At 59.1% G+C, this 22,317-nt stretch carries 17 protein-coding genes and 1 riboswitch; of the genes, 7 read left to right on the forward strand and 10 right to left on the reverse strand.

The annotated features are described in order from the left end of the window. Nucleotides 1–179 precede the first annotated feature (179 nt). From VB780_RS21620 to glnT, 3 genes are all read right to left on the reverse strand, one after another. The gene (locus tag VB780_RS21620; protein ID WP_323353253.1) at nucleotides 180–1,022 is read right to left on the reverse strand and encodes an ABC transporter permease; all 843 of its coding nucleotides are present in this window, start codon (nucleotides 1,020–1,022) and stop codon (nucleotides 180–182) included. Nucleotides 1,023–1,105: 83 nt separating this feature from the next. Next, nucleotides 1,106–2,161, reverse strand: coding sequence for an ABC transporter substrate-binding protein (locus tag VB780_RS21625; RefSeq protein ID WP_323353254.1), 1,056 nt, complete (start codon nucleotides 2,159–2,161; stop codon nucleotides 1,106–1,108). Between the two features lie 69 nt (nucleotides 2,162–2,230). Further along, nucleotides 2,231–3,592, reverse strand: coding sequence for a type III glutamate--ammonia ligase (glnT, locus tag VB780_RS21630; RefSeq protein WP_323353255.1), 1,362 nt, complete (start codon nucleotides 3,590–3,592; stop codon nucleotides 2,231–2,233). 74 nt (nucleotides 3,593–3,666) lie between these two features. Next, nucleotides 3,667–3,801: riboswitch (guanidine-I (ykkC/yxkD leader) on the reverse strand. A 189-nt stretch (nucleotides 3,802–3,990) separates the two neighbouring features. On the opposite strand from glnT, the gene VB780_RS21635 reads away from it, so the two are divergent. Together VB780_RS21635 and cobQ are read left to right on the forward strand one after the other, a co-directional pair. Next, nucleotides 3,991–4,410 carry an Npun_F0494 family protein gene (locus VB780_RS21635; RefSeq protein ID WP_323353256.1) on the forward strand — a complete coding sequence of 140 codons (420 nt, stop codon included), beginning with the start codon at nucleotides 3,991–3,993 and terminating at the stop codon, nucleotides 4,408–4,410. 211 nt (nucleotides 4,411–4,621) lie between these two features. Next, nucleotides 4,622–6,121 carry a cobyric acid synthase CobQ gene (cobQ, locus tag VB780_RS21640; RefSeq protein WP_323353257.1) on the forward strand — a complete coding sequence of 500 codons (1,500 nt, stop codon included), beginning with the start codon at nucleotides 4,622–4,624 and terminating at the stop codon, nucleotides 6,119–6,121. Between the two features lie 8 nt (nucleotides 6,122–6,129). Here cobQ and VB780_RS21645 read toward each other — a convergent pair whose 3' ends face one another. Further along, nucleotides 6,130–6,912, reverse strand: coding sequence for a DUF1186 domain-containing protein (locus VB780_RS21645; RefSeq protein ID WP_323353258.1), 783 nt, complete (start codon nucleotides 6,910–6,912; stop codon nucleotides 6,130–6,132). Nucleotides 6,913–7,120: 208 nt separating this feature from the next. On the opposite strand from VB780_RS21645, the gene VB780_RS21650 reads away from it, so the two are divergent. Continuing rightward, the gene (locus tag VB780_RS21650; RefSeq protein ID WP_323353259.1) at nucleotides 7,121–8,047 is read left to right on the forward strand and encodes a sugar ABC transporter permease; all 927 of its coding nucleotides are present in this window, start codon (nucleotides 7,121–7,123) and stop codon (nucleotides 8,045–8,047) included. 129 nt (nucleotides 8,048–8,176) lie between these two features. On the opposite strand, the gene VB780_RS21655 is transcribed toward VB780_RS21650, so the two are convergent. From VB780_RS21655 to trmD, 3 genes are all read right to left on the reverse strand, one after another. Next, complete coding sequence (locus VB780_RS21655) at nucleotides 8,177–8,563, reverse strand: hypothetical protein (protein ID WP_323353260.1); 387 nt, start codon at nucleotides 8,561–8,563, stop codon at nucleotides 8,177–8,179. Between the two features lie 356 nt (nucleotides 8,564–8,919). Beyond that, complete coding sequence (gene ispF, locus VB780_RS21660) at nucleotides 8,920–9,402, reverse strand: 2-C-methyl-D-erythritol 2,4-cyclodiphosphate synthase (RefSeq protein ID WP_323353261.1); 483 nt, start codon at nucleotides 9,400–9,402, stop codon at nucleotides 8,920–8,922. A gap of 103 nt (nucleotides 9,403–9,505) precedes the next feature. Beyond that, on the reverse strand, nucleotides 9,506–10,228 hold the full coding sequence (gene trmD, locus VB780_RS21665) for a tRNA (guanosine(37)-N1)-methyltransferase TrmD (RefSeq protein WP_323353262.1): 723 nt from the start codon (nucleotides 10,226–10,228) through the stop codon (nucleotides 9,506–9,508). Between the two features lie 177 nt (nucleotides 10,229–10,405). Here trmD and VB780_RS21670 point away from each other — a divergent pair, with 177 nt between their 5' ends. Next, nucleotides 10,406–11,224, forward strand: a complete 819-nt coding sequence (locus tag VB780_RS21670; protein ID WP_323353263.1) for a cyanophycinase — start codon at nucleotides 10,406–10,408, stop codon at nucleotides 11,222–11,224. On the opposite strand, the gene VB780_RS21675 is transcribed toward VB780_RS21670, so the two are convergent. Beyond that, the gene (locus tag VB780_RS21675) at nucleotides 11,221–13,338 is read right to left on the reverse strand and encodes a serine/threonine-protein kinase (RefSeq protein ID WP_323353264.1); all 2,118 of its coding nucleotides are present in this window, start codon (nucleotides 13,336–13,338) and stop codon (nucleotides 11,221–11,223) included. The two genes, VB780_RS21670 and VB780_RS21675, sit on opposite strands and share 4 nt — an antisense overlap. Before the next feature lie 271 nt (nucleotides 13,339–13,609). After that, nucleotides 13,610–14,494: an EamA family transporter gene (locus VB780_RS21680; RefSeq protein WP_323353265.1), complete on the reverse strand. Its 885-nt coding sequence runs from the start codon at nucleotides 14,492–14,494 to the stop codon at nucleotides 13,610–13,612. Nucleotides 14,495–14,742: 248 nt separating this feature from the next. On the opposite strand from VB780_RS21680, the gene VB780_RS21685 reads away from it, so the two are divergent. After that, nucleotides 14,743–15,471, forward strand: a complete 729-nt coding sequence (locus VB780_RS21685; protein WP_323353266.1) for a DUF456 domain-containing protein — start codon at nucleotides 14,743–14,745, stop codon at nucleotides 15,469–15,471. Between the two features lie 87 nt (nucleotides 15,472–15,558). Here VB780_RS21685 and VB780_RS21690 read toward each other — a convergent pair whose 3' ends face one another. Beyond that, nucleotides 15,559–15,873 carry a 4a-hydroxytetrahydrobiopterin dehydratase gene (locus VB780_RS21690; protein ID WP_323353267.1) on the reverse strand — a complete coding sequence of 105 codons (315 nt, stop codon included), beginning with the start codon at nucleotides 15,871–15,873 and terminating at the stop codon, nucleotides 15,559–15,561. Nucleotides 15,874–16,550: 677 nt separating this feature from the next. Here VB780_RS21690 and VB780_RS21695 point away from each other — a divergent pair. Continuing rightward, the gene (locus VB780_RS21695) at nucleotides 16,551–19,382 is read left to right on the forward strand and encodes a caspase family protein (RefSeq protein WP_323353268.1); all 2,832 of its coding nucleotides are present in this window, start codon (nucleotides 16,551–16,553) and stop codon (nucleotides 19,380–19,382) included. A 58-nt stretch (nucleotides 19,383–19,440) separates the two neighbouring features. After that, complete coding sequence (locus VB780_RS21700; RefSeq protein ID WP_323353269.1) at nucleotides 19,441–22,206, forward strand: SMC family ATPase; 2,766 nt, start codon at nucleotides 19,441–19,443, stop codon at nucleotides 22,204–22,206. The last annotated feature ends 111 nt before the right edge of the window (nucleotides 22,207–22,317 follow it).

Here is a 22,317-nt window from a genome sequence, read left to right on the forward strand (position 1 = left end):
AAAACTGGATTGAGTCGGATTCAGGATGAATAGAGAAAGTTCGGTGGGGTGGGAGACCCTGCTTTGATCCCCCCGGCCCCCCTTAAAAAGGGGGGTATGAAGTGAGACTTAGACCACGAGCATCCGGAGGGATCGACTCTGGGAAACCCTGTGTCTTACAAGCTGGGGAAGGTCATCGATCATTCCACGGCCCATTTGCAGGTGGCTTTCATCAAGGCTCTAAGCGACAAATCCAGGGCGAAGCCGATTACGCCCAGAATGATCAGGCAGGCAAAGATTTCGTCGGTGTTGAAAAACTTTTGGGCCAGCACGATCCGTTTGCCCAAACCGTTTTCTGCCGCCACCAGCTCTGCCACCACCACCAGGCTCCAAGAGGTGGCAATGTTGATGCGAAAGGTGTCGATAATGTTGGGCACCACGTAGGGCGTAATCACTTGAAACAGTGCCTGCCGCCGCTTGCCACCGAGGGTATAGGTGGTTTCGAGCAGAGCCTTGGGTACAAACTTCACCGCATCCATGATCATCAGGATGTTGAAGAACACGGTGCCCATGAAGATCAGGGCGATTTTGGGCGCTTCCCCCAAACCCAAGTAGATGATCAGCAGAGGAATGAAGGCCGGGGGCGGCATGTAGCGCACCACGCCGATGATGGGTTCAAGCAGCGATCGCACGCTAGCAAACGCCCCCATGGCAATGCCGATGGGCACCGACACCAGCGCTGCCAGCCCAAAGCCCACCGTCACCCGCATAATGCTGGCGGCGGTATCGCCCAGCAAAAATCCGTCCGTCCACAGCCGCCCCAGCGCCTGGGCCACCTGCCAGGGCGACGGCAAAAACTTGTCGTTTACTAGATCCAGGCTGGCCACGAGCCACCAGAGGGCAAAGGGCACCGCGATGGAGAGCACCATCAGCGCCGTGCTCATGGATTTAGGAATGTCGTCTGCCAGTCGCCAAAAGACGCTGGGCTTCATGCCCTGGGTAGACCGGGGCGCGGTGGAAAACGATGGGGAAGCAGGAGTCACAGGGGTTAGCCCAAACGTACAACAAACCTACAGGCGGGCACCCCCATCATCTACAGTTCGGCGATGGGGGCTTGCATCAACGGCTACTTCTCAGCAGAGTAAGCCTTAACAAACTGGTCATCGAGAATGGCTTCTAGGTCAGGGGCTTCGGGGATAAACCCAACCTCCACCATAAAGTCGGCCATTTGCTGCGCCGCGTAGGGCATGTACTTCATGTCGTCGCCGCCAGCGCTAAAGGCCTCCAGGTTTTCGTCTAGGGTGAAAATTTTGGTGCCCTCGGTGTACTTCTCAAACTCAGAGTCGCTGATGCTGGCTCGCTTTGCCATAATTGCGTTTGCCTGGTCAGGGTTGGTTTCGATAAAGGCCAAAATGTCGAACCAGGTATTTACCAGGGCCTGTACCTGGTCGGGGCGGCTGTCAATCAGCTTTTGGCTGACCACCAGCAGGTCAGGAATCGCGCCGGGATATTCCTCTGAGGTCACCAGTTCCTGGCTGCCCTCGCGAGACAGCGCTGTCTCCCAAAAAGGTACCCAGCCTGCGAAGCCATCTACCTGTCCAGCGGCAAAGGCGGTGGCGGCGGCTCCGGTTTCCAGGTTCTTAATTTCCACATCGGCGCGGGTCAGCCCGGCATCTTCTAACGCCAGGGTGAGCAAAAAGTCGCCCACCACGCCTTCTTCTAGGGCAACGCTTTTGCCCGCCAGATCGGCGACTGTGTCGATGCCCTCGGCCCCAATCACCTTGTCGTTACCGGCGGAGTTATCGTTCACCAGCACCGCCACCATGCCGTTGACCGCATCCCCCGCAAAAGAAATGGTGTCGTTGAGGGTTTGGCTGTTGGCATCGAGCTGCCCGGCGGCTAGAGCCTGCATCGACTCCAGGTAGCCGTCAAACCAGATCAGCTCGACGTTGGCTCCATTGGCTTCGAACAGGCCCTCTTCTTCGGCGATCGCCCAGGGCCACCAGCCCGCCCAACTGCTGTAGCCAAGCTTCACGGGTTCGCCAGTTGTAGCGGTCACGGGCGCATCCGCAGTGCCCTCAGCCGGGGCATCGGCCTGGGGGGTACTTTGGGCGCAGCTGACGGTAATCAACAGACTGCAACAGAAGGCAAACAGCGTGGGTAAAAAGGTACGTCGTTTCATGGTTGTTGAAGACTCATAAATACAGGGAAGGAAAACTGTAGGAACACCCGAGGGGTATGGCTGACGCCGCTAGAAAAACTTCAGATATCGCTTAATTTCCCAGTCGGAAATGTGGGTGTGGTACTCCTCCCATTCCTGGCGGCGAAAGTCGATGTAGGTTTGGTACATCAGCGGCCCCATCACGGCCTGGCTGAGGGGGTCGGCCTCAAAGGCGTCGATCGCCTCTTGCAGGGTGCGGGGCAACATGTCGATGCCCATCGCCTTTAGGTCACCCAAGGAATAGTCATACATGTTTTCGGTGTGGGGGTCGCCGGGGTCTAGCCCCTCAGCAATGCCCTCCAGCCCGGCAGCTAAAATCATCGCCGCCCCCAGGTAGGGGTTGGTGGCAATATCGGCGGCGCGGCACTCGACCCGGCCTCCCGCCAGGGGAATGCGCAGCATGTTGGTGCGGTTGTTGTTGCCGTAGCAGATGTAGACCGGAGCCCAGGTAAAGCCCGACATGCTGCCCTGGCGCAGCAGCCGCTTGTAGCTGTTGACCGTGGGGCAGGTGACGGCGCAGATCGCCTTGGCGTGGCGCAGCACCCCAGCAATAAACTGGTAGCCCAGCGTCGAGAGCTTGCAGCCGCGTGGGTCGTCGGAGTTTTCAAACAAATTCTGCCCAGTTTCGATGTCGGCTAGCGACATGTTGTAGTGGGCTCCGCTGCCGGTGCGATCGCCAAAGGGCTTGGGCATAAAGCTGGCCAGGTAGCCGTGTTTGCGGGCCACTTCTTTCACCATCAGCCGAAAGAACGTGAGGCGATCGGCCATGGTCAGGGCGTCGCTGTAGGCAAAGTCGGTCTCAAACTGGCCGTTGGCGTCTTCATGATCAAAGGAGTACACGTCCCAGCCCAGATCGTTCATGTACTCGACTAGTTCGGTCAGCCAGGGGGCGTTGTCAAGCAGGCTGGGCAGGTCGTAGCAGGGTTTGGCCAGGTGGTCGCGATCGCTCACCGGCCCAAAGCTCCCGTCCGCGTTTTCTTTGAGCATAAAGAACTCGGTCTCAATGCCCAGGTTGAAGGTAAACCCCATCGCCGCCGCCTTGGCCAGCATCTGCTTGAGAATGGTGCGGCAGCAGGCGTCAAAGGGTTTTCCTTCCAGGTAGAGATCGCTGGCAAACCAGGCGACCTCGGGCTTCCAGGGCAGCACCGTGGCCGAGGCCGGGTCGGGCATCGTCGCCACCTCCTCATCGCTGATCGCCTGGGGCACCCCATCCAGGGCCGCCCCGGTAAACAGCTCTGAGCCCGCCATCATCTGACCCAGGTGAGCCAGCGGCACCATTTTGGCCTTACCCATGCCGTGGATATCCACGTAGCTGGCTAGGGCGTACTTGACGCCTTTGGCCTCTAGGGAGGATTTGAGGGCTTCAATTTCCGGGGGGAGCGGGTGGGCCATGGGTGGTGGGTGCTATGGGAGAAAAAACTACGAAAAACAGCAGCCCGAGAGAATGGCAAAGCGGTGCTTCGCTATCCTCCCGGGCTTTTATCCCGCCGTGTACCAAATGCATGGAGCCGCTAACAACGCAGGGCTAAGGGCAATCTGGCGGCTTCTCTCGGACCAGGCACCTACCGCTGCGGCAGGCCGGAACCCTAGAAACCCTTTTGGCTATTTAGAGTGGTTGATTGGTTTTAGGTTGATGCACCTATAGGCTTAGCAATTGCTTAGGGATTAGAAAGTAATCGCTGCTACTAAATCGCCCTTGATTCAAAATTCTTCCCTGCTTGCGGCCCGCTTATCGCCCGCTTATGGGTGGATTAAACCTACAATTTAAGACAGTCACCATTGCTAAACCCATGGCCCCAGTCGAGCCAGTTGAATCAGATCAAGCCATTGCCCTGCGCTATCCCCGGCGATCGCTCAAACGGGCCGAGCGCGCCTTTCGGTGTTCTTCGTTTCGGCTAGATCTGCTGGGAGATATGCGATCGCAGAGCATCTCCATCCGCCAGGTGTGCGGCCCAGCGGGCGTCAAAAGCCGCTACAGCCGTCGCAACCTGGCCGAGCTTCGGGCCGAAAACGAAATGATGTGGCTAATCGCCGTTGGCATTCTGCGCCGCGAAGTCGATGGTCAGGGGCTCACCGACAGCTTTCGCCTCACCCCTATGGGTCGCCAGGTGTTTGAGAGCTTGTCTTCCCTCAGCCCAGGGCAGTATCGCCCCACCCTAGGCGATCATCTCTATAATGCATGGTGCCGGTGGGTGCGATGGCTCTACTGAAATAGTCTTTGACCATCGCCAAGCTGGTGCCCAGGCCAGTGATGAGCCCCGTCTAGACTTGACTTGACCTAGCATCGTCCTGATGGGTTGTGTTGTTCCTGAAGAATCTGCATAGGGAGTAGCTGGGGGCTAGGCCTTCGTCCTCAAGACGAGCCTTTTACCAAAGCCCAGGCTTGCGCCCGTCGAACTCATTCAACTTTGGAGACGCTCCATGAGAGCAATCATGGTAGTGGGAACAGCCTCCCACGTGGGCAAATCACTGATTACCACGGCCCTCTGCCGCATTCTCAGCCGCCGGGGCTGGCGGGTCGCCCCCTTTAAAGGGCAGAACATGGCCCTTAACTCGTATGTCACCGCCAACGGCGGCGAAATGGGCTATGCCCAGGCGGTACAGGCTTGGGCCGCAGGCGTGCCCCCCCAGGTCGAGATGAACCCTATCTTGCTCAAGCCCCAGGGCGACATGACCTCCCAGGTGATACTCAAGGGCCGAGCCGTGGGGCGTACTACCGCCATGCAGTACTACGAAAACTTCTTTGATCAGGGCTGGCAGGCCATTCAAGAAAGCCTTACCCGCCTCGGCCAAGACTTTGACTTTTTGGTGTGCGAAGGGGCGGGCAGCCCGGTGGAAGTTAACCTCAAGCACCGCGACCTCACCAACATGCGGATCGCCAAGCACCTCAATGCCCCCACCGTGCTGGTGGCCGACATCGATCGCGGCGGCGTCTTCGCCCACATCGTCGGCACCCTAGAGCTGATGGATCCTGAAGAGCGTGCCCTGGTCAAAGGCATCATCATCAACAAGTTTCGCGGCCAGCGCGAGGTGCTCGAACCTGGCCTCACCTGGCTCAAAGAGCGCACCGGCATCCCCGTCCTCGGCGTCGTGCCCTGGATTGAAAACGCTCTGCCCGCCGAAGACTCCCTCAGCCTGCTCGATCGCACCCCTGGCAGCAAAAAACAGGCCGACATCACCATCGCCGTCATTCGCCTGCCCCGCATCTCTAACTTCACCGACTTCGACCCGCTAGAGGCCGAGCCCAACGTGCGGGTGGTCTACCGCAGCCCCAAAGAAAAGCTGGGCTACCCAGACGCCGTCATCATCCCCGGCACCAAGACCACCATTGCCGACCTGCTGATTTTGCAGCGCACCGGCATGGCCGAAGAAATCCAGAACTACGTAGCCTCTGGGGGCACGGTGATGGGCGTCTGCGGCGGCTTCCAGATGATGGGGCAGTTCTTGGCCGACCCCGAGGGCATTGAGGGCCACGAGGGCCGTTTCCCCGGCCTCGACCTGTTCCCGCTACGCACAGTTATTACCCAGCAAAAGATTGCCCGCCAGCGCACCGTCAGCTCCCGCTTTCCCCAGGAGGGGCTACCGGTGTCGGGCTACGAGCTGCACCAGGGCCGCACCCAGTTGCTGCTCTCCGACGGCTTAGACGAGAAGGGCACCAAGTTCGAATTCCTGTTTGAAGACCGCAGCCTGGGCGTAGTTGATGCCAGCCAGTCGCTGTGGGGCACCTACCTCCACGGTATCTTCGACAATGGCCCCTGGCGGCGGGCCTGGCTCAACCGTCTGCGCCAGCAGCGGGGCCTGAGCTCACTGCCCACCGGCATCCCCAACTACCGCGAACAGCGCGAGGTCATTCTCAATGAACTCACCGAGGCCGTTGGCGAACATCTGGATCTGACGCCGCTACTGGGGGAAGGGCGTTAGCCGACAAGTCAGCGCTTTTTCTTCTTTTGAGGTAGCTTGGCCCCAAAGCCCTTGGTGGGTTCAGCACCTACCTTAGAGGCTTTTGACCTGAGCTTTTCGGCATCCACATGGCGGCGAAGGTCATAGACCTCTGCCCGCGAAATCAGCCCCAGTCCGTATTGGACGTCAATCCAATCTCCAGCGATGGATGGGTCAACCCGTTTAGCCGCAAATGCTCGCTCTATTGAGGGGGCTGATTCCTGAGCCTCTAAATCCATCAGGCTGGCAATCAAAACCCCGTTGAACATAGGACTGTTTTTAGAATATTGCTCAAGCTGCTGTTCTAGGATGGCTAGGCAGTCAGCTCGCACCTGGGGATGGGTTTGGCCAAGTTTGACCAAGATACTAGCTGCTGTCCACCGACAATAGAAGGCATTCTCAGAGTCAGCTAAAAAAGCACGCACCGGGGGAATGGTCGCTGGCCCAATCAACGCAAATACATTGGGCATATCCTCCGAGAACCAGTCGCTGTCTTCCATTACGTGAAAGACAGACAGCAGTGGCTCAATGGCCGCCTCTGCTTTGAGCTGCCCTAACGCTCGCCAAGCGTGAAGAGGTGCCCAAACCTCTGGGCTATCGGCTGGAGCCCAATTGAGATCTTGGTCAATCGCCATCTGAATCAGATCGGGAATGTGCTCGGCGGTGAAGTCATAGAGCTTGGCATAGTCGGGCCATTCTTCGCCCAGGTGTATATGCTTTTCCCCAAGCTGGAGCAAGGCGTTGACAGGAGGAGAATACGTGATGGGTGCCATAGGCGACAGAGCGGGAATAGTTACCGCGAAAATCTCAATCAGACTTAATTTTACAACCTGAAATTCTATGTTTTAAGGGCTTTGACCTTGGCGGGGGCATCTCACCCAGGCCGAGAACTTCTAAATCCAGAAACCCGGTTTCTGGCCTCCCGCAAGTAGGTACTTTCCGCTATTCTGGCTACGGGCTTTCTTGAGATTTCAGTTCCCCATGACCACTTCCCCTCACGTTAATTTGGGTCAATCTTGGCGATCGCGGCTGACTATTCCCCAGCGGGCGATTCCTTATTTGTTTTTGCTGCCCGCCCTGGTGGCTCTGGGGATCTCGGTGTTTTGGCCCGCGCTGCGAGCATTTTATCTGAGCTTTACCACCTTTGGGGTAGACCTGACGGCGGCGCCCACCTGGGTGGGTTGGGCCAATGTGCAGCGGCTGAGAACCGACCCAATCTTCTGGCAGACGGTGCGCAACACCCTGGTGTACTTAGCTGGGGTGGTGCCAATTCTCACCTTTGCGCCCCTGGGCTTGGCCATTTTAGTCAACCGGCAGCTGCGGGGCATTCACTGGCTGCGGGTGGCCTACTATTCGCCCGTGGTGGTGTCGATGGTGGTGGCGGGTATTGCCTGGCGCTGGCTCTACGCCGAGACCGGCCTGTTTAACCAGGTGCTCAAGTCTCTAGGGCTGACTGAGAACGGCATTCCCTGGCTGACTAGCCCAACCCTGGCGCTGTTCAGCGTCATGGCAGTGACGGTGTGGAAGGGGTTGGGCTACTACATGGTGATTTATCTGGCGGGGCTCCAGGGCATTCCCCAAGACCTGTACGAGGCGGCGGCGCTAGATGGCTCAGACGGCTGGCGACGCCACTGGGATATTACCCTGCCGCTGATGCGGCCCTACCTGGTACTGGTGGGGGTGATTTCGGCGATCGCCGCCACCAAAGTCTTTGAGGAGGTCTACATCATGACCCAGGGCGGGCCGCGCCACAGTTCTAAAACGGTGGTCTACTACATCTACGAGCAGGCCTTTCAGAAGCTAGAAATTAGCTATGCCTGCACCATTGGGCTGGGGCTGTTCTTGGTGATTCTCGCCCTCTCTGCCCTGCGCCTGGCCGTCAACGATGGCTCAACGCCTATGGCCTAAGCAACCCAGGCTGGGTGGAGATTGCTTAGGCGACTTTTGGAAAACTTTCTCCCTAATGGTGGGCACTGCCCACCCTACGGTGGTTACAGCTGCTTGATAAAGAGAGGATCTTCTTTTCTAAAAATCTCCTTAAGCGACCCGCGCTGGCTGGGCTAGCTCTAGAACATTGACCTGCACGTCGTGTACCTCGACGTGGGTGGTACCTTCGGTATGCAGTGCCAGGTCAACGAGCTGATCGAGCAGGTTTAGGGTGTCTACCTGGCCGCTGAGAATGACGGCTGAGCCGCGCTGCTTGACGGTGATTTGCTTGACGGCGTCGCGCCCCACCTGACCGTGAAAGCTCGTCTTAATGCGCTTAGCCAAGCCGTAGTAGTCGTATTCACCGTTGAGGCCAACCCGCTCTGGGGGAATGGCCGACAGCGCTGCGATCGCCTGGTTTAAATAACTGGACTTTGCGTAACAAACTCCACGAATGGTGTGGCCCGTTGCCACCAGCGATTGCATGACGTTAGTCATCTGAGCCTACCCCTTTGCCTCTAAGACAAAAACCAGCACCTAAAGCCGCGAACCCTCTACGGATTAGCCTTGAGACAAGACCCAATCGAAGCTCAGCAGTAGATACACAGCTATTACCGCAAATTCCGCTCTAAACCTTTATCAATCTTGAAGATATTATAAAGTAAGCTTACGGGTTTCTCGAACAGATTAAGTATCTTTTACAACCATTGCTGAGAGTTTTTTGGGTCAAATCTACATACGCAGAGGCTCTGGCTCACAAAGATTTTACAAAGTGGTTTGACCCTCTGAGGTTCAAAAGGTTCCCAGGTCACGGCAGCTAAGTTTTAGCGACTTGGGCAAGCCCAGCGAGGGGGTTAGTCGGCGGTCGTGAGGAGCGCCACGGCATAGGCCGCGATCCCCTCCTGGCGGCCCACCGGGCCTAGGGTTTCGTTGGTCGTCGCTTTAACCCCCACCTGGTCGGGGTTGAGGCCCAGTTTGTCGGCCAGGCGCGCTCGCATCGTTTCAATGTGGGGCTTCAGCTTGGGTTGCTCGGCCACCACCACCGAGTCAATGTTGCTCACCTGCCAGCCCCGATCTTGCACCATGGCATTCACCTGCACCAGCAGCTTCAGGCTGTCGGCCCCCGCCCACTCCGGATCCCCCGGTGGAAAGTACAGGCCAATATCGCCCAAACTCAGTGCCCCCAGCAGCGCATCCATAATTGCGTGGGTCAGCACGTCGGCATCGCTGTGGCCATCGAGCCCCAGGTGGTGCGGAATGGTGACGCCACCCAAAATCAGCGATCGCCCCTCCACCAGCCGATGAATATCGTACCCGTTGCCAATTCGGATTCCCATGTTCTTCTCCACGCTTAAATGACCTGAGGACAAGACTTTTGAGAGGGGGCATCGCTGCGCGGATGCCCCCTCCGGCAGCCCACCCGCCTACCCATCCACTCACTTACTCCCCACCCTCCTCCACCCACCGCTCATACAAATCCAGTCGCCGCTGCCGCGTGCGCTCGATCTGCTGCTGCCGTCGCCACTGGGCGATCGCCTCGTGGTTGCCCGATCGCAGCACCTCCGGCACCTCCCAACCGCGAAAGCTGGCCGGGCGGGTGTACTGGGGATAGTCCAGCAGCGGCGTTTCAAAACTTTCAAAGCGCAGGGAATCGGTCTTGCCGACAGTGCCCGGCAGTAGCCGCACCACACCGTTAATCAGCGTCAGGGCGGGTATTTCGCCGCAGGTGAGCACAAAATCCCCCAGGGATACCTCGCGGGTGAGCAAATGGCTGACCCGCTCATCGACCCCTTCGTAGTGGCCGCAGATCAGCACCAGCTGATCCATCGTGACCAAATGGCGAAACAAGTTTTGGGTCATGGTCTCGCCCTGGGGGGTGAGCAAAATCACCTCGCGGCGGGGCAGCACCGGCAGCGATTCTACCGCCGCAAAGATGGGGTCGGGCTTCATCAGCATGCCCACACCGCCGCCGTAGGGTTCGTCATCGACCCGGTGGTGCTTATCCGTTGTAAAGTCCCTGGGATTGGTAAGATAAACTTCTGCAATTTGGCGCGCCAGGGCTTTACCAATCAGCCCTGACTCCAGGGGAGATGCAAAAAAGTCTGGAAACAGGCTGACAACATCTACTCTTAGATGGGAAGCCCCCGAAATGCCAGTTGTCATAGCCTAGACTGCTGAGGCCTAACGACCTGATGGGTTGAGTCAATTTCATCCAAGTCCAAAAGTGGAGTCTTACCTGTAGGCAAACTACAGATCTCAAGCTGGACTTGGTATATAACGCTCTCTATCATGCAGTAATTGAGTCTAGGTAGCAATTTTCGTCCCTTTGTTGAGCGGCCCATGTCTCCCGTTAAGCACCATGCGATTCTGGCCATTGGCGGCGCAGAAGATAAAGTCCACGGTAAAGAGATTTTGCATACCTTTTTCGAGCGGTCTGGGGGGACGGCGGCCTGCATTGGTATTATTCCCTGTGCGTCTCGGGATCCGGTGGCGATTTCAGCCCGATATCAGCAGATTTTTGCCGATATGGGCGCCCCAGAAACCGTAGTGATGGATATTCGCGATCGCGCCCAGGGGGAAGACCCCAGCTGGAAAACCACTGTCGAACCCTGCACTGGGGTATTTATTACCGGCGGCGACCAGGTGCGCCTGTGCGGGCTGCTGGCCGACACCCCGCTGATAGATATTGTTCGCCAGCGGGCTCAGCTCGGCGAAATTACCCTGGGCGGTACCAGTGCCGGGGCGGCGGTCATGGGCCACCACATGATTGCCGGGGGCGGCAGCGGCGAGTCGCCCAACCGCTCCCTGGTGGATATGGCCATTGGCCTCGGCTTTGTGCCCGAGGTGATTGTTGACCAGCACTTCCACAACCGCAACCGCATGGCCCGGCTGATGAGCGCCATGGCCATGCAGCCCAGCCGTCTGGGCCTGGGCATTGACGAAGACACCTGCGCTCTGTTTGAGGGCGACGGCAGTTTTCAAGTGATCGGCAAGGGGGTAATTGCCGTGGTCGACCCCAGCGCCATGATCCACACCAACGAGCCCGACATCACCGCCGCCGACCCGCTCAGCATCCACGGGCTGCGGCTACACCTGCTGGCCCACGGCGATCGCTTCGACATCAACCACCGCAAAGTCTTGGCCACGGCCAAAAGCTAGGGCTCAAGGGACTGATCTAGCTGCCAGAGCCGAATGTAGGGCTGGGTGCCGCCGATGGTAATAATTTGGCCGCTGGGCTGCACCGTAAAGCGCCAGATATCGGTTTCAAAGCCGGTAATCCGCTGAACCGGAGCCTTCTGCTGCAAATCCCACACCAAAATTGTTTTGTCAGCGTCAGCGCTCCAGAGCTGAGACCCCTCCAGACGCAGAGTGTTGACGTAGCCCTGGTGTCCTTCCAGCACAGCGCTTTGGGATTTTGTCGCCATATCCCAAAGCAGCACATTTTGATCGGCTGAGGCACTCACTAGGGTTTGATCATCGTCGGTAATTTCGATGCGGTTGACAAAGCTACTGTGCCCCTCCAGAGTGGTGGGCGGGTTGACCGCCCCCGCAACGGCATCCTCCAGACTGGCCAGATCCCAAAGCTGGAGGCTTTTGCCGCCGCTGATCAGCATGGTGTTATCGCGGGTAAACAACAGATCATTTAGGGTGCCATCGGCCTGGAGGGTGTGGCTGGGGCCATCCGCCGACATCCCCGCCAGGTTGAGGGCACCGGTGCTGTCGGTCAACGGCCATAGCTGAATGGTGCCCTCGCTGTCGGCACTCACCAAGATTCGCCCATTGCGGCTGACCTCCAGGGCGCGGATGGGGGTGCCGTGGGCGTTGTCGATCTGCCCCAGGGCACGGCCATCGGGCAGTGACCAAAAGCGAATGGTGCGATCATCTCCGGTGCTGATCAAGGTTGTCTGATCCACGGTAGTGGCGATCGCCTGAACCACATTGGCATGGGCCAGGGTGTGGCGCAGGGTGTTGTCCTCCAAGTTCCAAATGCGAATGGTGCTGTCGGCACTGGCAGAAATTAGCGTTTTGCCGTCTCGCAGCAGCAGTAGATCGTAGATATCGTTCTCGTGCCCGGTCAGAACCGCCCCTGGGCTGACGGTCAAATTCTGGAGAGCCGGTGCTGCAACCCGAGGGCCACCGATCGCAAGGGGCAATGCCCCCTGGCTCAACGCGTACCAGCCCAGGGGCACCGCCAGGGCCAGCCCTGTTAGACCCGCCAGCAGCCAGGGGCGCTGATCAAATAAGGGGGGCAAAAAGCTGCGCGACGGGTCAGGGAGAGTCTGGGCCTCGTTGGGGTTGAGGGTGGTCATGGGCCAGGTGGGCGCGGCGGCGCTGGCCAAGCGAGGCAGACCGGAAACCTGGCGCGATCGCACCCGAGCCAGACGCTCCATAATCGCCTCCGTGCTGTGGGGGCGATTGGCCGCCGCCGGAGCAATCAGGTCATCAATCAAATCGGCCAGGGGGGCCGAAATCTGCGATGCTACAGCCCGCCACGCAAACGCATTGGTGAGTGAGTTATAGATGGCCGAGTCGTTGGGCAGCTTGGCCGTCATTAAATAGATCAGCGTGCGGCCCAGGGCGTAGAAGTCAGACTGGGGCACCGCCTGGCCCTGCTCCTGCTCGGGGGGGGTGTAGCCCGCCGAACTCACCGTGGTAATGCCGCTGTCGCCCAGGTTGGCCATGTAGGTCTGGGTCATCTCGCGGGCGGCCCCAAAATCGACCAGCACCAGCTGCCCCGACGGGCGCAGCATAATATTTTCGGGCTTAATGTCGCGGTGAAAGTAGTTGTGCTGGTGCACCAGATCGAGCACGTCGGTGAGCTGGGTGAGCCAGAGCATCGCCTGCTTTTCGCTGATCGGGTGGTTACCCTGCTGCACCATCCACTGCCTCAGGTTGGGGCCTTCGATTTTTTCCATGACCAGGCAGTGGGAGGGTTCGCCGTCATCCGCCGGGTAGTAGAGAAAATAGCCCTCGGTCTCTACCCGAGGCACCCCCGGATGGTTGAGCTGGCTCAGCACCTGAGCCTCGCGGCGAAACAGCTCCACCACCTTGGCGTTGGCGTTGTAGCCCTCTTTGAGCACCTTGAGAATTTTGGGGACGTTGCGCTCGTAGGCCTCATAGACGCGGCCAAAGCCGCTGTCGCTGCTAATCAGCCGCATGACTCGGTAGCGTCCCTGAAGCACCAGGGCTGACCCACAGGCCACGCAGGTAGAGCTGCCGCCGTTCTCGGGATGGTTAGGCTGACGGCAACGTGGATTAATACAAAGACTCATAGCCGACGGTAGAATGCATTCCCTGTGTAGCAACAGTGTTCCACGGAATGCCAGCGGTTTACCCAGGCAACCGCCTTTCTTTGCAATTGATCAATGGCCCCAAAATCAAGGATTTCGATTCCCCTCTGCCGCTGGCCCGACCCTCAAGACAGCCTACCCCAAGACGATGGGCGATCGCAGTCCCGCTGCTGGGATAAAGCAATGGTGGGTTTCAGGCGGTGCTGGCTTCCTAAGTTCAGCAGAACAGCCCACGTTGGCGGAACCAATTAATTCAAACGACCTTGGCGGCGGGCTGAGATAGCGCAATTCCGGCGGCGGCGATCGTCACTAAGCCAATGGCCCCGATCATCGTCAGGGTCAGGGTTTCGCCGAGCCAGAAAAAGCTGATCACGGTGGCGATCGCAGGCTCCAAGCTCATCAGCACACCAAACACAGTCACCGGCATGCGCCGCAGCGCCGCCATCTCTAGCGAATAGGGCAGAGTCGAGGCCAACATCGCTACCCCCAGCCCCAGCAGCAAAATATGAGGCGAAAGCAGCAGTCGGCCCTCCGCCATGATCCCGACAGGCAGCAGCAATAGTGCACCCACTGCCATCGACAGGGCCAGCCCCTCCCCACCACGAAAGGCCTGCCCCATGCGGGCCGACAGCACAATGTAGCTACCCCAGGCCACCCCGGCCAGCAGCGCCAGCACCACCCCTAGACTGTCCAGCGATGGCGTGTTGAGGGGCGACAGCAGCACGATGCCCACCGCCGCCATCGCCACCCACAGCCCGTCGAGCCAGCGGCGCGAGTGCAGCAGGGCGACGGTCAGCGGCCCCGAGAACTCTAGCGCGACGGCAACACCGATGGGAATGCGGGCGATCGCACAGTAAAACAGCGCATTCATTACCGCTAGCGACAGGCCAAAGGCCACCAGCAGCCGGTAGTCTGCCGGGCGATGGCCTCGCCAGCGGGGGCGACACCAGGCCACCAGCACCAGCGCCGATAACCCCACCCGCAGCAGCACCATACCCAGCGGCCCCACCTGGCCAAACAGGCTTTTTGCCAGGGTTGAGCCCAGCTGGGTCGAGGCCATAGCGGCAATGACCAAGATAGGCGCTGGGGGGTTGAATGCAGGCAGCACAGGCTTGGGTAGCCAAGAGTTAGGCAGCACAGGGCAGGGCTCCAGGAGCGGTAGGGTCAAATAGAGTCCTCCAACTCTAGCGCCCTCCGCCCCATCAAACCTAACGACAGCGTCGATACTCTGTCATAACCAGCGTGGATATATATAGATGTCTGGATGGCCGCACCTCTAACCGTCCTGGCGATCGCCCTGGTTTTGGCTATGATCCGCCTTAGACTAATGGCAATCACCCCAGCACCCTGCTCCCAGCCGTGCAACATTTCTCCAGGATGTTTTCTATGCCTGATTTTTTAGCCTTTGACCCAACGGCATCGCCCCTGCCCCCGGATTCCTCTGGGCTTTACTACCAGGTGACGCAGTGGGTGGCCAGCCTGGTCAACGGCCTCAGCAACGCGCTCATCCAGATCGGCCACGGCATCGCCAGCTTGCCTGCTCAGGTGCAGGTGCCGACGACGCTCGACACCACTGAGGCGTGGCATCTAGCCCTGTACTGGCTCCTGGTGCTGGTCATGGGGGTGGGGGTAGTGGGCGCAGTCGTACCGGCCCTACCTGGGATTACGCTGATTGTCGGGGCCATCGTGATTTGGGGCCTAGTGGTGGGGTTTGTGGGGCTCAAGTGGGCGCTCGGGGTGGCGATCGCCGCGCTCGTCCTCAGCTTTGCCATCGACTATCTGGCCGGGGTGCTGGGGGCTCAACGGGTCGGGGCCAGCAACTGGGGCCAAATTGGGGCCTTTGTGGGCATGTTCTTGGGCCTATTTGGGCTGCTGCCCCTGTTGCCAACGGGCATTCCCCTGCTCGGGCTGCTGGTGGGCACAGTGCTAGGGGCCTTTATCGGCGAATTTTTGCACCGCCGCGAGCTAAAGCTGCTCCAGCGAGTTAAGCAGTCGGCCAAGGTGGGTCTGGCCATCGTAGTCGGTACCCTGGTCGGCAATATTTTGCAGGGGGTTCTCGCCCTGATTAGCTTAATCGTGTTTTTAGTCACCACCTGGCCAGGCAGCTGGGCCTAGGGCTCTAGCTCTTCAAAGGTTTGAGGCCCGCCAGCAGCGCCATTTCTCGCCACTTCCAATGGCAGTCTATATCGTCAAACCCAAGGCCTATTGGCATTGCCCGTCGTGCAGCGCCGAGATTTCTTCAGCTAGGGCAAAATCTAGGGCCGTGAGCCCTCCGGCGTCGTGGGTGGTCAAATGGAGCGTGACCCGGTTGTAGGCGATCGCTAGGTCAGGATGATGCCCCAGTCTATCCGCTGGCTCGACGAGGCGCTCCACAAAGGCGACGGCGGCGGCAAAGTCAGCGAAGTGGCAGACCGTCGTCAGGCGATCGCCCTCCTGCGCCCACCCCAGAGGTGCCAGTCCTGCGGTGGGCAGCGCCATAGACATGCCCAGCGCAAAGCTACAGCAGTATTGCGGCATCCTATATTTTCTCAAGCAAGGCTGCATTGTCAATCTCCCAGCTGCGGTTGGCCCAAAGATCGAGATGTAGAGACCCTACAGCAAGATTAAACTATTCAATAGCACAACGCTGTCAAAGTGGTTAGCGATCGCCTGATGAAAGCGCGATCGCCCCTACCCAGCCAAGCCCCTTTACGACAGTCGAACTGGCTCTTCACCTATCTCCAAAACAACAGAAGCTAATCTCGTATTTCAAAAAACAAGTCACAATTTTGTACTTCGGTCAGATGACGGAAGTACAAAATTACTTCCGAAAGTATACGGAAATTAACCATTAATTTTCCGCTAAAGAGTAAAAAGGGCGCTGTTTTCTGAGGCTATCTCTGTTGCGATCGCACCCAGGCCGCGCTCAAGCACCAAGTTTTTACGTAGATTTACGCAGCGATTTTACTTTTGAAAAAAATCAGCAGCCTAGGATTTTCTTTTAGGGGTGAAACCCCTCTTAGGGAATATTGACCTCTTAGTTAAACTTAACCTGGTGAGGCGTGAGCGCTCAGTTTGAGATCTGGATATTCTGGAATTCTCAAGTAATTGGGTCACTAAAAAACTCACTTAAAGTAATGGCTAAAGTGTCATGTTCCCTCTTCTGTTCATCAGTCACTTAGGTTTAGATAACGCCGGATCAGGGTGCGAGAAAAATGTCAAGGGATGCGCTTGTTGTCGGAATAAATACGTATCAGAACCTGCCAGGTTTGCAGGCACCAGCCCATGATGCTGAGTCGGTAGCCCGATGCCTAGAGAGCTTTGGCGAATGCCGCGTAGTGCGGCTGCCAGAGGCTATTACCCATCAAAAACCGGCCATTAGCCAGCGAGGTGTGGTTACTACAGCACTGCTCGAAGAAGCGCTGATCAAACTATTTAAGCCCGCCGGCAAAACGATTCCTCAAACCGCTATTTTTTACTATTCTGGCCACGGGTTGCAGCGCCAGGCCGGTATTCAAGAAGGCTATCTAGCCACCAGCGACGCCAACCCAGCCGCAGGCCACTACGGCCTATCGCTACACTGGCTGCGGCGACTGTTGCAAGAGAGCCCGGTGAGCCAGCGCGTCATTTTGCTCGACTGCTGCAACAGCGGCGAGTTTTTTAACATGCTAGAGGCCGACCCCGGTGCCCGAGCCGGCACCGATCGCCTCTTCATGGCCGCGGCCCGAGAGTACGAAGCCGCCTACGAAGCCCTCGATAGCAGCCACAGCGTTTTCACCCAAGCGCTTCTGTCAGGACTCAACCCCTACAAGGTCAAGGGCGGCATCGTCAACGGCCACTCCCTCACGGATGCGGTCAACCGAGAGCTCAAGGGTGAGCTGCAACAGCCCCTGTTTGAAAGCTCCGGCAGCGAAATTGTGCTCACCCGCATGTCGGGGATGATTTCTCCGGCCAGAGATACACCGCCCCCCTTGCTAGAGAGATTGCAAAAGCTGCGCTACGGCTTTTGCCCCTTTCCGGGGTTAGCCCCCTTTGAGGCCACCCACAGCGAGTTCTTTTTTGGCCGTGACGAGATCACGCAAACCCTGGTGGAACGGGTGCAGTCTTCTCGGCTCTGCGTGGTCACGGGCGCATCGGGCATTGGCAAAACCTCTCTACTACGGGCCGGGCTGCTGCCCCGCCTAGCCAAAAGCGAGAGCACTGCTGCTTGGACTCTGCGCTACCTGGCCGTGGGGTCTTCGCCCCTTACCAGTTTGGCGGAAGCCTTTGTTGACCCCGGCGCGGCGGGGTTGCACCGCGCTGAGCAGTTGCGCCGGGCTGAAGCATTTTTACAGCGGGGAGCTGAGGGTTTTTGCCAACTGATTCAGGCTCTGATGGGGGAGCAAGGCCCAGAGGCGCACCTGGTGCTAGTCGTTGATCAGGTGGAGGCGCTGCTGACGCCTGGTTCAATGCCCGATCGCGATCGCCGCCTGGTGATCGACTGTTTGACAGCGGCAGTACAAAACGCCCATCTGCCGCTCCACCTGGTGCTGGGGCTGCGGGCCCAGCAGATCGACAGCCTGGCGGAATTCCCAGACTTTCAGGCGTTGGTTGCGGCCCACAGCCTGGCCGTACCGGCCATGACCTACAACCAGCTCAAAGCCACTATTGTCGGCCCCCTCGAAAAGGTAGGGCTGCGCTACGATGCCAATCTCGTCTACACGCTGCTGCTCGATATTGTCAGCGCGCCCGCCGACCTAGCTCTGCTCCAGCTAGTTTTAAAGGAGCTATGGCTGCGGCGAGAAAGCACCCCAAACCTCCCCGATCCGCCCCATCTCACCCTGACTGCCTATGCGGAGATGGGAGGTATTCGCCACCTGCTTAACCAGCGAGCGAGCGAGCTGTACGAGAGCCTGACCGATGCTGAGCAAGCCATTGCCCAGCGGATCTTTCTAAGTCTGTGCGACCTGGGCGATGGAACGGTGTTGACCCGTCGCCCGGTATCTTTGGTCGAGTTGGTCACCGAGGCCATGCCCGAGCCAGCCGTTGTCGCCGTAGCAGACCGGCTCGTGGCCGCCCGCCTGGTGGTCGCCCAAGCTCAGCCCCAGGTTGCTAGCTGTGACATTGCGGCCATTGCGGTGCCAGGATGGGCACCGACAGATTCAGACGGTAGCTTATCTACTATCACGAACGGGCTTCTGATCGCTGAAACGGCTCCCGCCGTCCGCGCTCCCTGCTTTGACATTGCCCACGAGGCCTTGATTCGCAACTGGCCTCTGTTACAGGAGTGGTTGCCGATTCAAGGTCCCAAGGTTAGGCAGCAGCGGGCCATTGAGGTTGCCGCCCAGGAGTGGCAACAGCAGGAGCAGCCCAACCATCCCGACTACTTTTTAACCAAGACCCGCCTCAATGAGGCCAAAACCTTTCGCCAAACCCATCCAGAACAGCTCTCGGTGCTGGCTGGCACCTATTTGGAAGCCTGCGATCGCTACACCAAGCGCTGCCGCCGCCAGCGCCACCTGGTGCGGCTGCTGATTCCGCTCAGTATGGCTACCGGTATGCTCACGGCCTACGGCCACAGCTACCTGACCCAGACCGAGGCCAGCTTTAGCCTGGCGAAAGCGCCTGCCGCCAGCGCGGTTACCCCTTCGTTTAATCTTGCCAAACCCCCAGATTCTGCCGCTACCCCTCAGCTCGGCTCACCCCAGACGGGCGTAGTGCGCACCGGCATCATGCCCCTGGCACGGTCGCGGCCCAGTCCACCGCCCCAGACCTATCGAGGAACTGCGCCACAGCTTCAGGCCACCCTAGCTAAAACAGCCCAGGGGTTAGATCCGCTCGCTCACCAACCGGTTGCTGGGGAAAGCGCCCAGGCCATTGCGGCTGCCCCAGCCAGCTCTGCCCCAGGCAGCAATCTACCTCCAGCCAACCAGGTCGTCCAGCTTGAGGCGTGGTGGGTTTCGCCCGACGACCCATCGATGATGATTCAAATCTGGTGCACTCGCACTGAGGCCGAACCCGTGTGTTTCACCTCTACCGCCGCTCGCCGCCTGCCGGGGCAGCCCTAGCCCCAGCAAAGAAAGCTATCCTAGTCTTCGTGGCTGAAGCGATGGAACGGGGCACACAATGCAAATTTTGTCGGTGGCGCTGCAAAACTTTAAGACCCACCGCGATCGCTACTTTGAGTTTCAGCCGGGCACCAACGCCATCTGCGGCGAAAATGGCGCGGGCAAGACCAGCATTTTGGAGGCGATCGCCTGGGTGCTCTTTAACTACCAGGGCGACTACGGCAAAGACGACCTGATTCGCAACGGCAGCGGCAGTGCCCAGGTCACAGTGGCCTTTACCTCCAACTACGATGGCCGCACTTACCACGCCCAGCGCTGTACCCAGCGGGGCTATGCCCTGTTTGACCCTCAGCTCAACGAGCGCCTGCCCTATACCCGCATTAAAGACGAGGTGCTGCCCTGGCTGCGGCAGCACTTGGGGCTAGGCCCCACCACCAACCTGCCCCAGCTGTTTGCCCGCACCCTGGGGGTGCCCCAAGGTACCTTTACCGCCGACTTTTTACAGCCTGCCGAGCAGCGCAAGGCCGTATTCGACGCCATTCTCAAGGTCGAAGACTACAAGCTGGCCTTTAAGCAGATGAATGCCCTGCGCCGCTACGCCGAAGACCAGGCGGAGGCCACTAAGCGAGAAATTGCCCAGTACGAAGAGGCGCTAACCAGTTGGGATGATCTGCACCAGCGCCAGCAGGGCCTGGTCAATGCCATTGGCACCAGCGAGCAGCGCCTAGCAACCTTGCAAGAGACGCTGCGCACGCTGCAAACCCAGCGGGACGATCTCAAGGCCCAAGCTCAGACGGTGCAGACCTTGGCCACCCAGCGCCAGGGGCTGATGCATCAGCTTGAGGTCAAGCAGAGTACCCTGGCCCGCCTCCAGCAAGCCGTGCAGCAGGCCGAACAGGCGATCGCCCTGTGCCAAGCCCATCAGGCCGCCTACAAAGACTATCAAGCAGCCGAGCAAACGCTGGAGGCGCTCGGTCAGGCCCAGCAGCAGCGCCAGCGCTTGCAGAGCGAGTACCAAACCCTGCAAACAGCCCAGAGTAAAACGCAGGTTGAACTGGCCCGGTGGCAAACCCAGCTCGAATCGTTTGCGGCGACGGAGCGCGAGCTGGCCCAGCTAGAGCCCCAAATAGCGATTCAGGCTCAGCTGGAGGCCCAGCGCCAAGATCTGGTGCAGCAGCTAGAGCAGGCCCAGCGATCGCAGCTTCAGCTCCAGCAGAACCAATTGCAGAGCGCCCAGCTCGATCGGCAGCGGCAGCAGGCGGCTCAAACTCGCGATCGCCTGCTGGCCTTGCAACCCCAGGTCGATGAAATTGCGGCCCTGGAAGATCGGCGCGATCGCCTCCAGCAGCAGCTTAGCCGCCTGGCCGCCGCCCGCCAGTTTGAGGCTGAAATTAGCGTCTTAGTGGCAGACAGCCGCCGCCAGGGCCAGGTTCAGCAGGCCGAGATTGATGCCGTGCTCAAGGATTTAGCCGCGATCGCCGAGAGCCTGCCGCTGCTCTCAGGCCCCACCCTGGAACGTCTGGAGCAGTCTCTCCAGGGGGCTACCGACCTGCACGGAGCGCTGCTGTCGGCCCTAGACGCTATTCTCAGCGACCTGGCCGATCAAACTGATGAAGCGGCCCTCAAAACCACCCTCCAAACCGTGGAAAGCGACCTCAAACAGCGCTACGGCTGGCGGGGCGAGATCGATCAGCTCAGGGGAATTATTACGCAACTGGAGCAAATTCAGCAGGCCCAAGCTGAGCTACTGGTTCAGGCAGAAGATCTGACTCAGCAACTTGCCCAATATGGCCAGGGACAAAGGGCCCTAGACGCCCTGGATAAAGAGCTGGAAGCCCTGGGCCGACCGCGAGAAAAAAGCCAGATTCTCGGGCGCACCCTGCAAGACAAGGCCCGCGTTGAGCAGGCCGCCGCCGCCCAAACCAGCGCCCTAGAAGCACTAGATCAGCAGCTCAAGGCACTGACCAGCCAGCTAGAGCCCTTCGCCGACCTAGACCAGCGCTTGGCCCAGGTGCAGCGCGATCGCGCCCAACATCAGGCAGGCTACGGGCTGTACCTGCAAAATCAGCCCTTGGCCAACCAACACAACCAGCTACAGACCGACCTGACCGCCGCCCAGGCCGAACTTTCCCAGGTGCAGCAGCAGCAGCGCGAGGCTGACCAGACCTACCAAGCCGCTCTAGCCGAGTTCAACCCCGAAGCCGCTGCTACCTTAGAAACCACCTACAGCACCGTCAAATCTGAGGCCGACCAGCTGGCCGGGAGCCTGCCCCAGCAGCGCCAGCGGCTGACCGACCTAGATCAGCAACTTGCCGGGCTAGGGGCGATCGCCCAGCGGCGCGACATCGCCAAACAGCAGCTCCAGGCGCGGGAAAAAGCCAGGCGCTTTATCAACTTTGCCCGCAAGGCCTACAACGAAGCGGGGCCGCGAATCACTGAGCAGTACGTGCGCAGCATTTCGCAGCAGGCCGATCGCCTGTTTCGAGACCTGCTCAACCGCCCCAACGTTGCCCTTCAGTGGACGCGGGACTATGAAATTGTGGTGCAGGATGGGCCAAATCAGCGGCGGTTCGTCAACCTGTCGGGGGGGGAACAGATGTGTGCGGCCCTGGCGGTGCGCCTGGCCCTGCTTAAGGTGCTGGCCGATGCCGATATCGCCTTCTTTGACGAACCCACTACCAATATGGATCGCACCCGACGCCAGGGGTTAGCTGAGGCCATTGGCCGCATCAAAACGTTTCAGCAGCTGTTTGTGATTAGCCACGACGATACCTTTGAGCAGATCACCGAAAATGTGATTGTGGTCGAGCGGGAGGTTGGCTGATCGTCTTTACTGGAGTTTAGAGCTGTAGCCAGTCTCAGTAGATCGCAGAGAATTGAGGCAAGGCTGAATTCGTAGAAAAGGGGCAGGCTCAGGCTCGGAGACTACTGGCTC

Source organism: Leptolyngbya sp. CCNP1308, from assembly GCF_034932455.1.
In the GTDB taxonomy this organism is placed as follows: Bacteria; Cyanobacteriota; Cyanobacteriia; order Phormidesmidales; family Phormidesmidaceae; genus Nodosilinea.

Coding starts and splice junctions, on each gene's coding strand:
- VB780_RS21625 (WP_323353254.1), bottom strand. CDS start 2,161: ATGAAACGACGTACCTTTTTACCCACGCTGTTTGCCTTCTGTTGCAGT.
- glnT (WP_323353255.1), bottom strand. CDS start 3,592: ATGGCCCACCCGCTCCCCCCGGAAATTGAAGCCCTCAAATCCTCCCTA.
- VB780_RS21635 (WP_323353256.1), top strand. CDS start 3,991: ATGGCCCCAGTCGAGCCAGTTGAATCAGATCAAGCCATTGCCCTGCGC.
- cobQ (WP_323353257.1), top strand. CDS start 4,622: ATGAGAGCAATCATGGTAGTGGGAACAGCCTCCCACGTGGGCAAATCA.
- VB780_RS21645 (WP_323353258.1), bottom strand. CDS start 6,912: ATGGCACCCATCACGTATTCTCCTCCTGTCAACGCCTTGCTCCAGCTT.
- VB780_RS21650 (WP_323353259.1), top strand. CDS start 7,121: ATGACCACTTCCCCTCACGTTAATTTGGGTCAATCTTGGCGATCGCGG.
- VB780_RS21655 (WP_323353260.1), bottom strand. CDS start 8,563: ATGACTAACGTCATGCAATCGCTGGTGGCAACGGGCCACACCATTCGT.
- ispF (WP_323353261.1), bottom strand. CDS start 9,402: ATGGGAATCCGAATTGGCAACGGGTACGATATTCATCGGCTGGTGGAG.
- trmD (WP_323353262.1), bottom strand. CDS start 10,228: ATGACAACTGGCATTTCGGGGGCTTCCCATCTAAGAGTAGATGTTGTC.
- VB780_RS21670 (WP_323353263.1), top strand. CDS start 10,406: ATGTCTCCCGTTAAGCACCATGCGATTCTGGCCATTGGCGGCGCAGAA.
- VB780_RS21675 (WP_323353264.1), bottom strand. CDS start 13,338: ATGAGTCTTTGTATTAATCCACGTTGCCGTCAGCCTAACCATCCCGAG.
- VB780_RS21685 (WP_323353266.1), top strand. CDS start 14,743: ATGCCTGATTTTTTAGCCTTTGACCCAACGGCATCGCCCCTGCCCCCG.
- VB780_RS21690 (WP_323353267.1), bottom strand. CDS start 15,873: ATGCCGCAATACTGCTGTAGCTTTGCGCTGGGCATGTCTATGGCGCTG.
- VB780_RS21695 (WP_323353268.1), top strand. CDS start 16,551: ATGTCAAGGGATGCGCTTGTTGTCGGAATAAATACGTATCAGAACCTG.
- VB780_RS21700 (WP_323353269.1), top strand. CDS start 19,441: ATGCAAATTTTGTCGGTGGCGCTGCAAAACTTTAAGACCCACCGCGAT.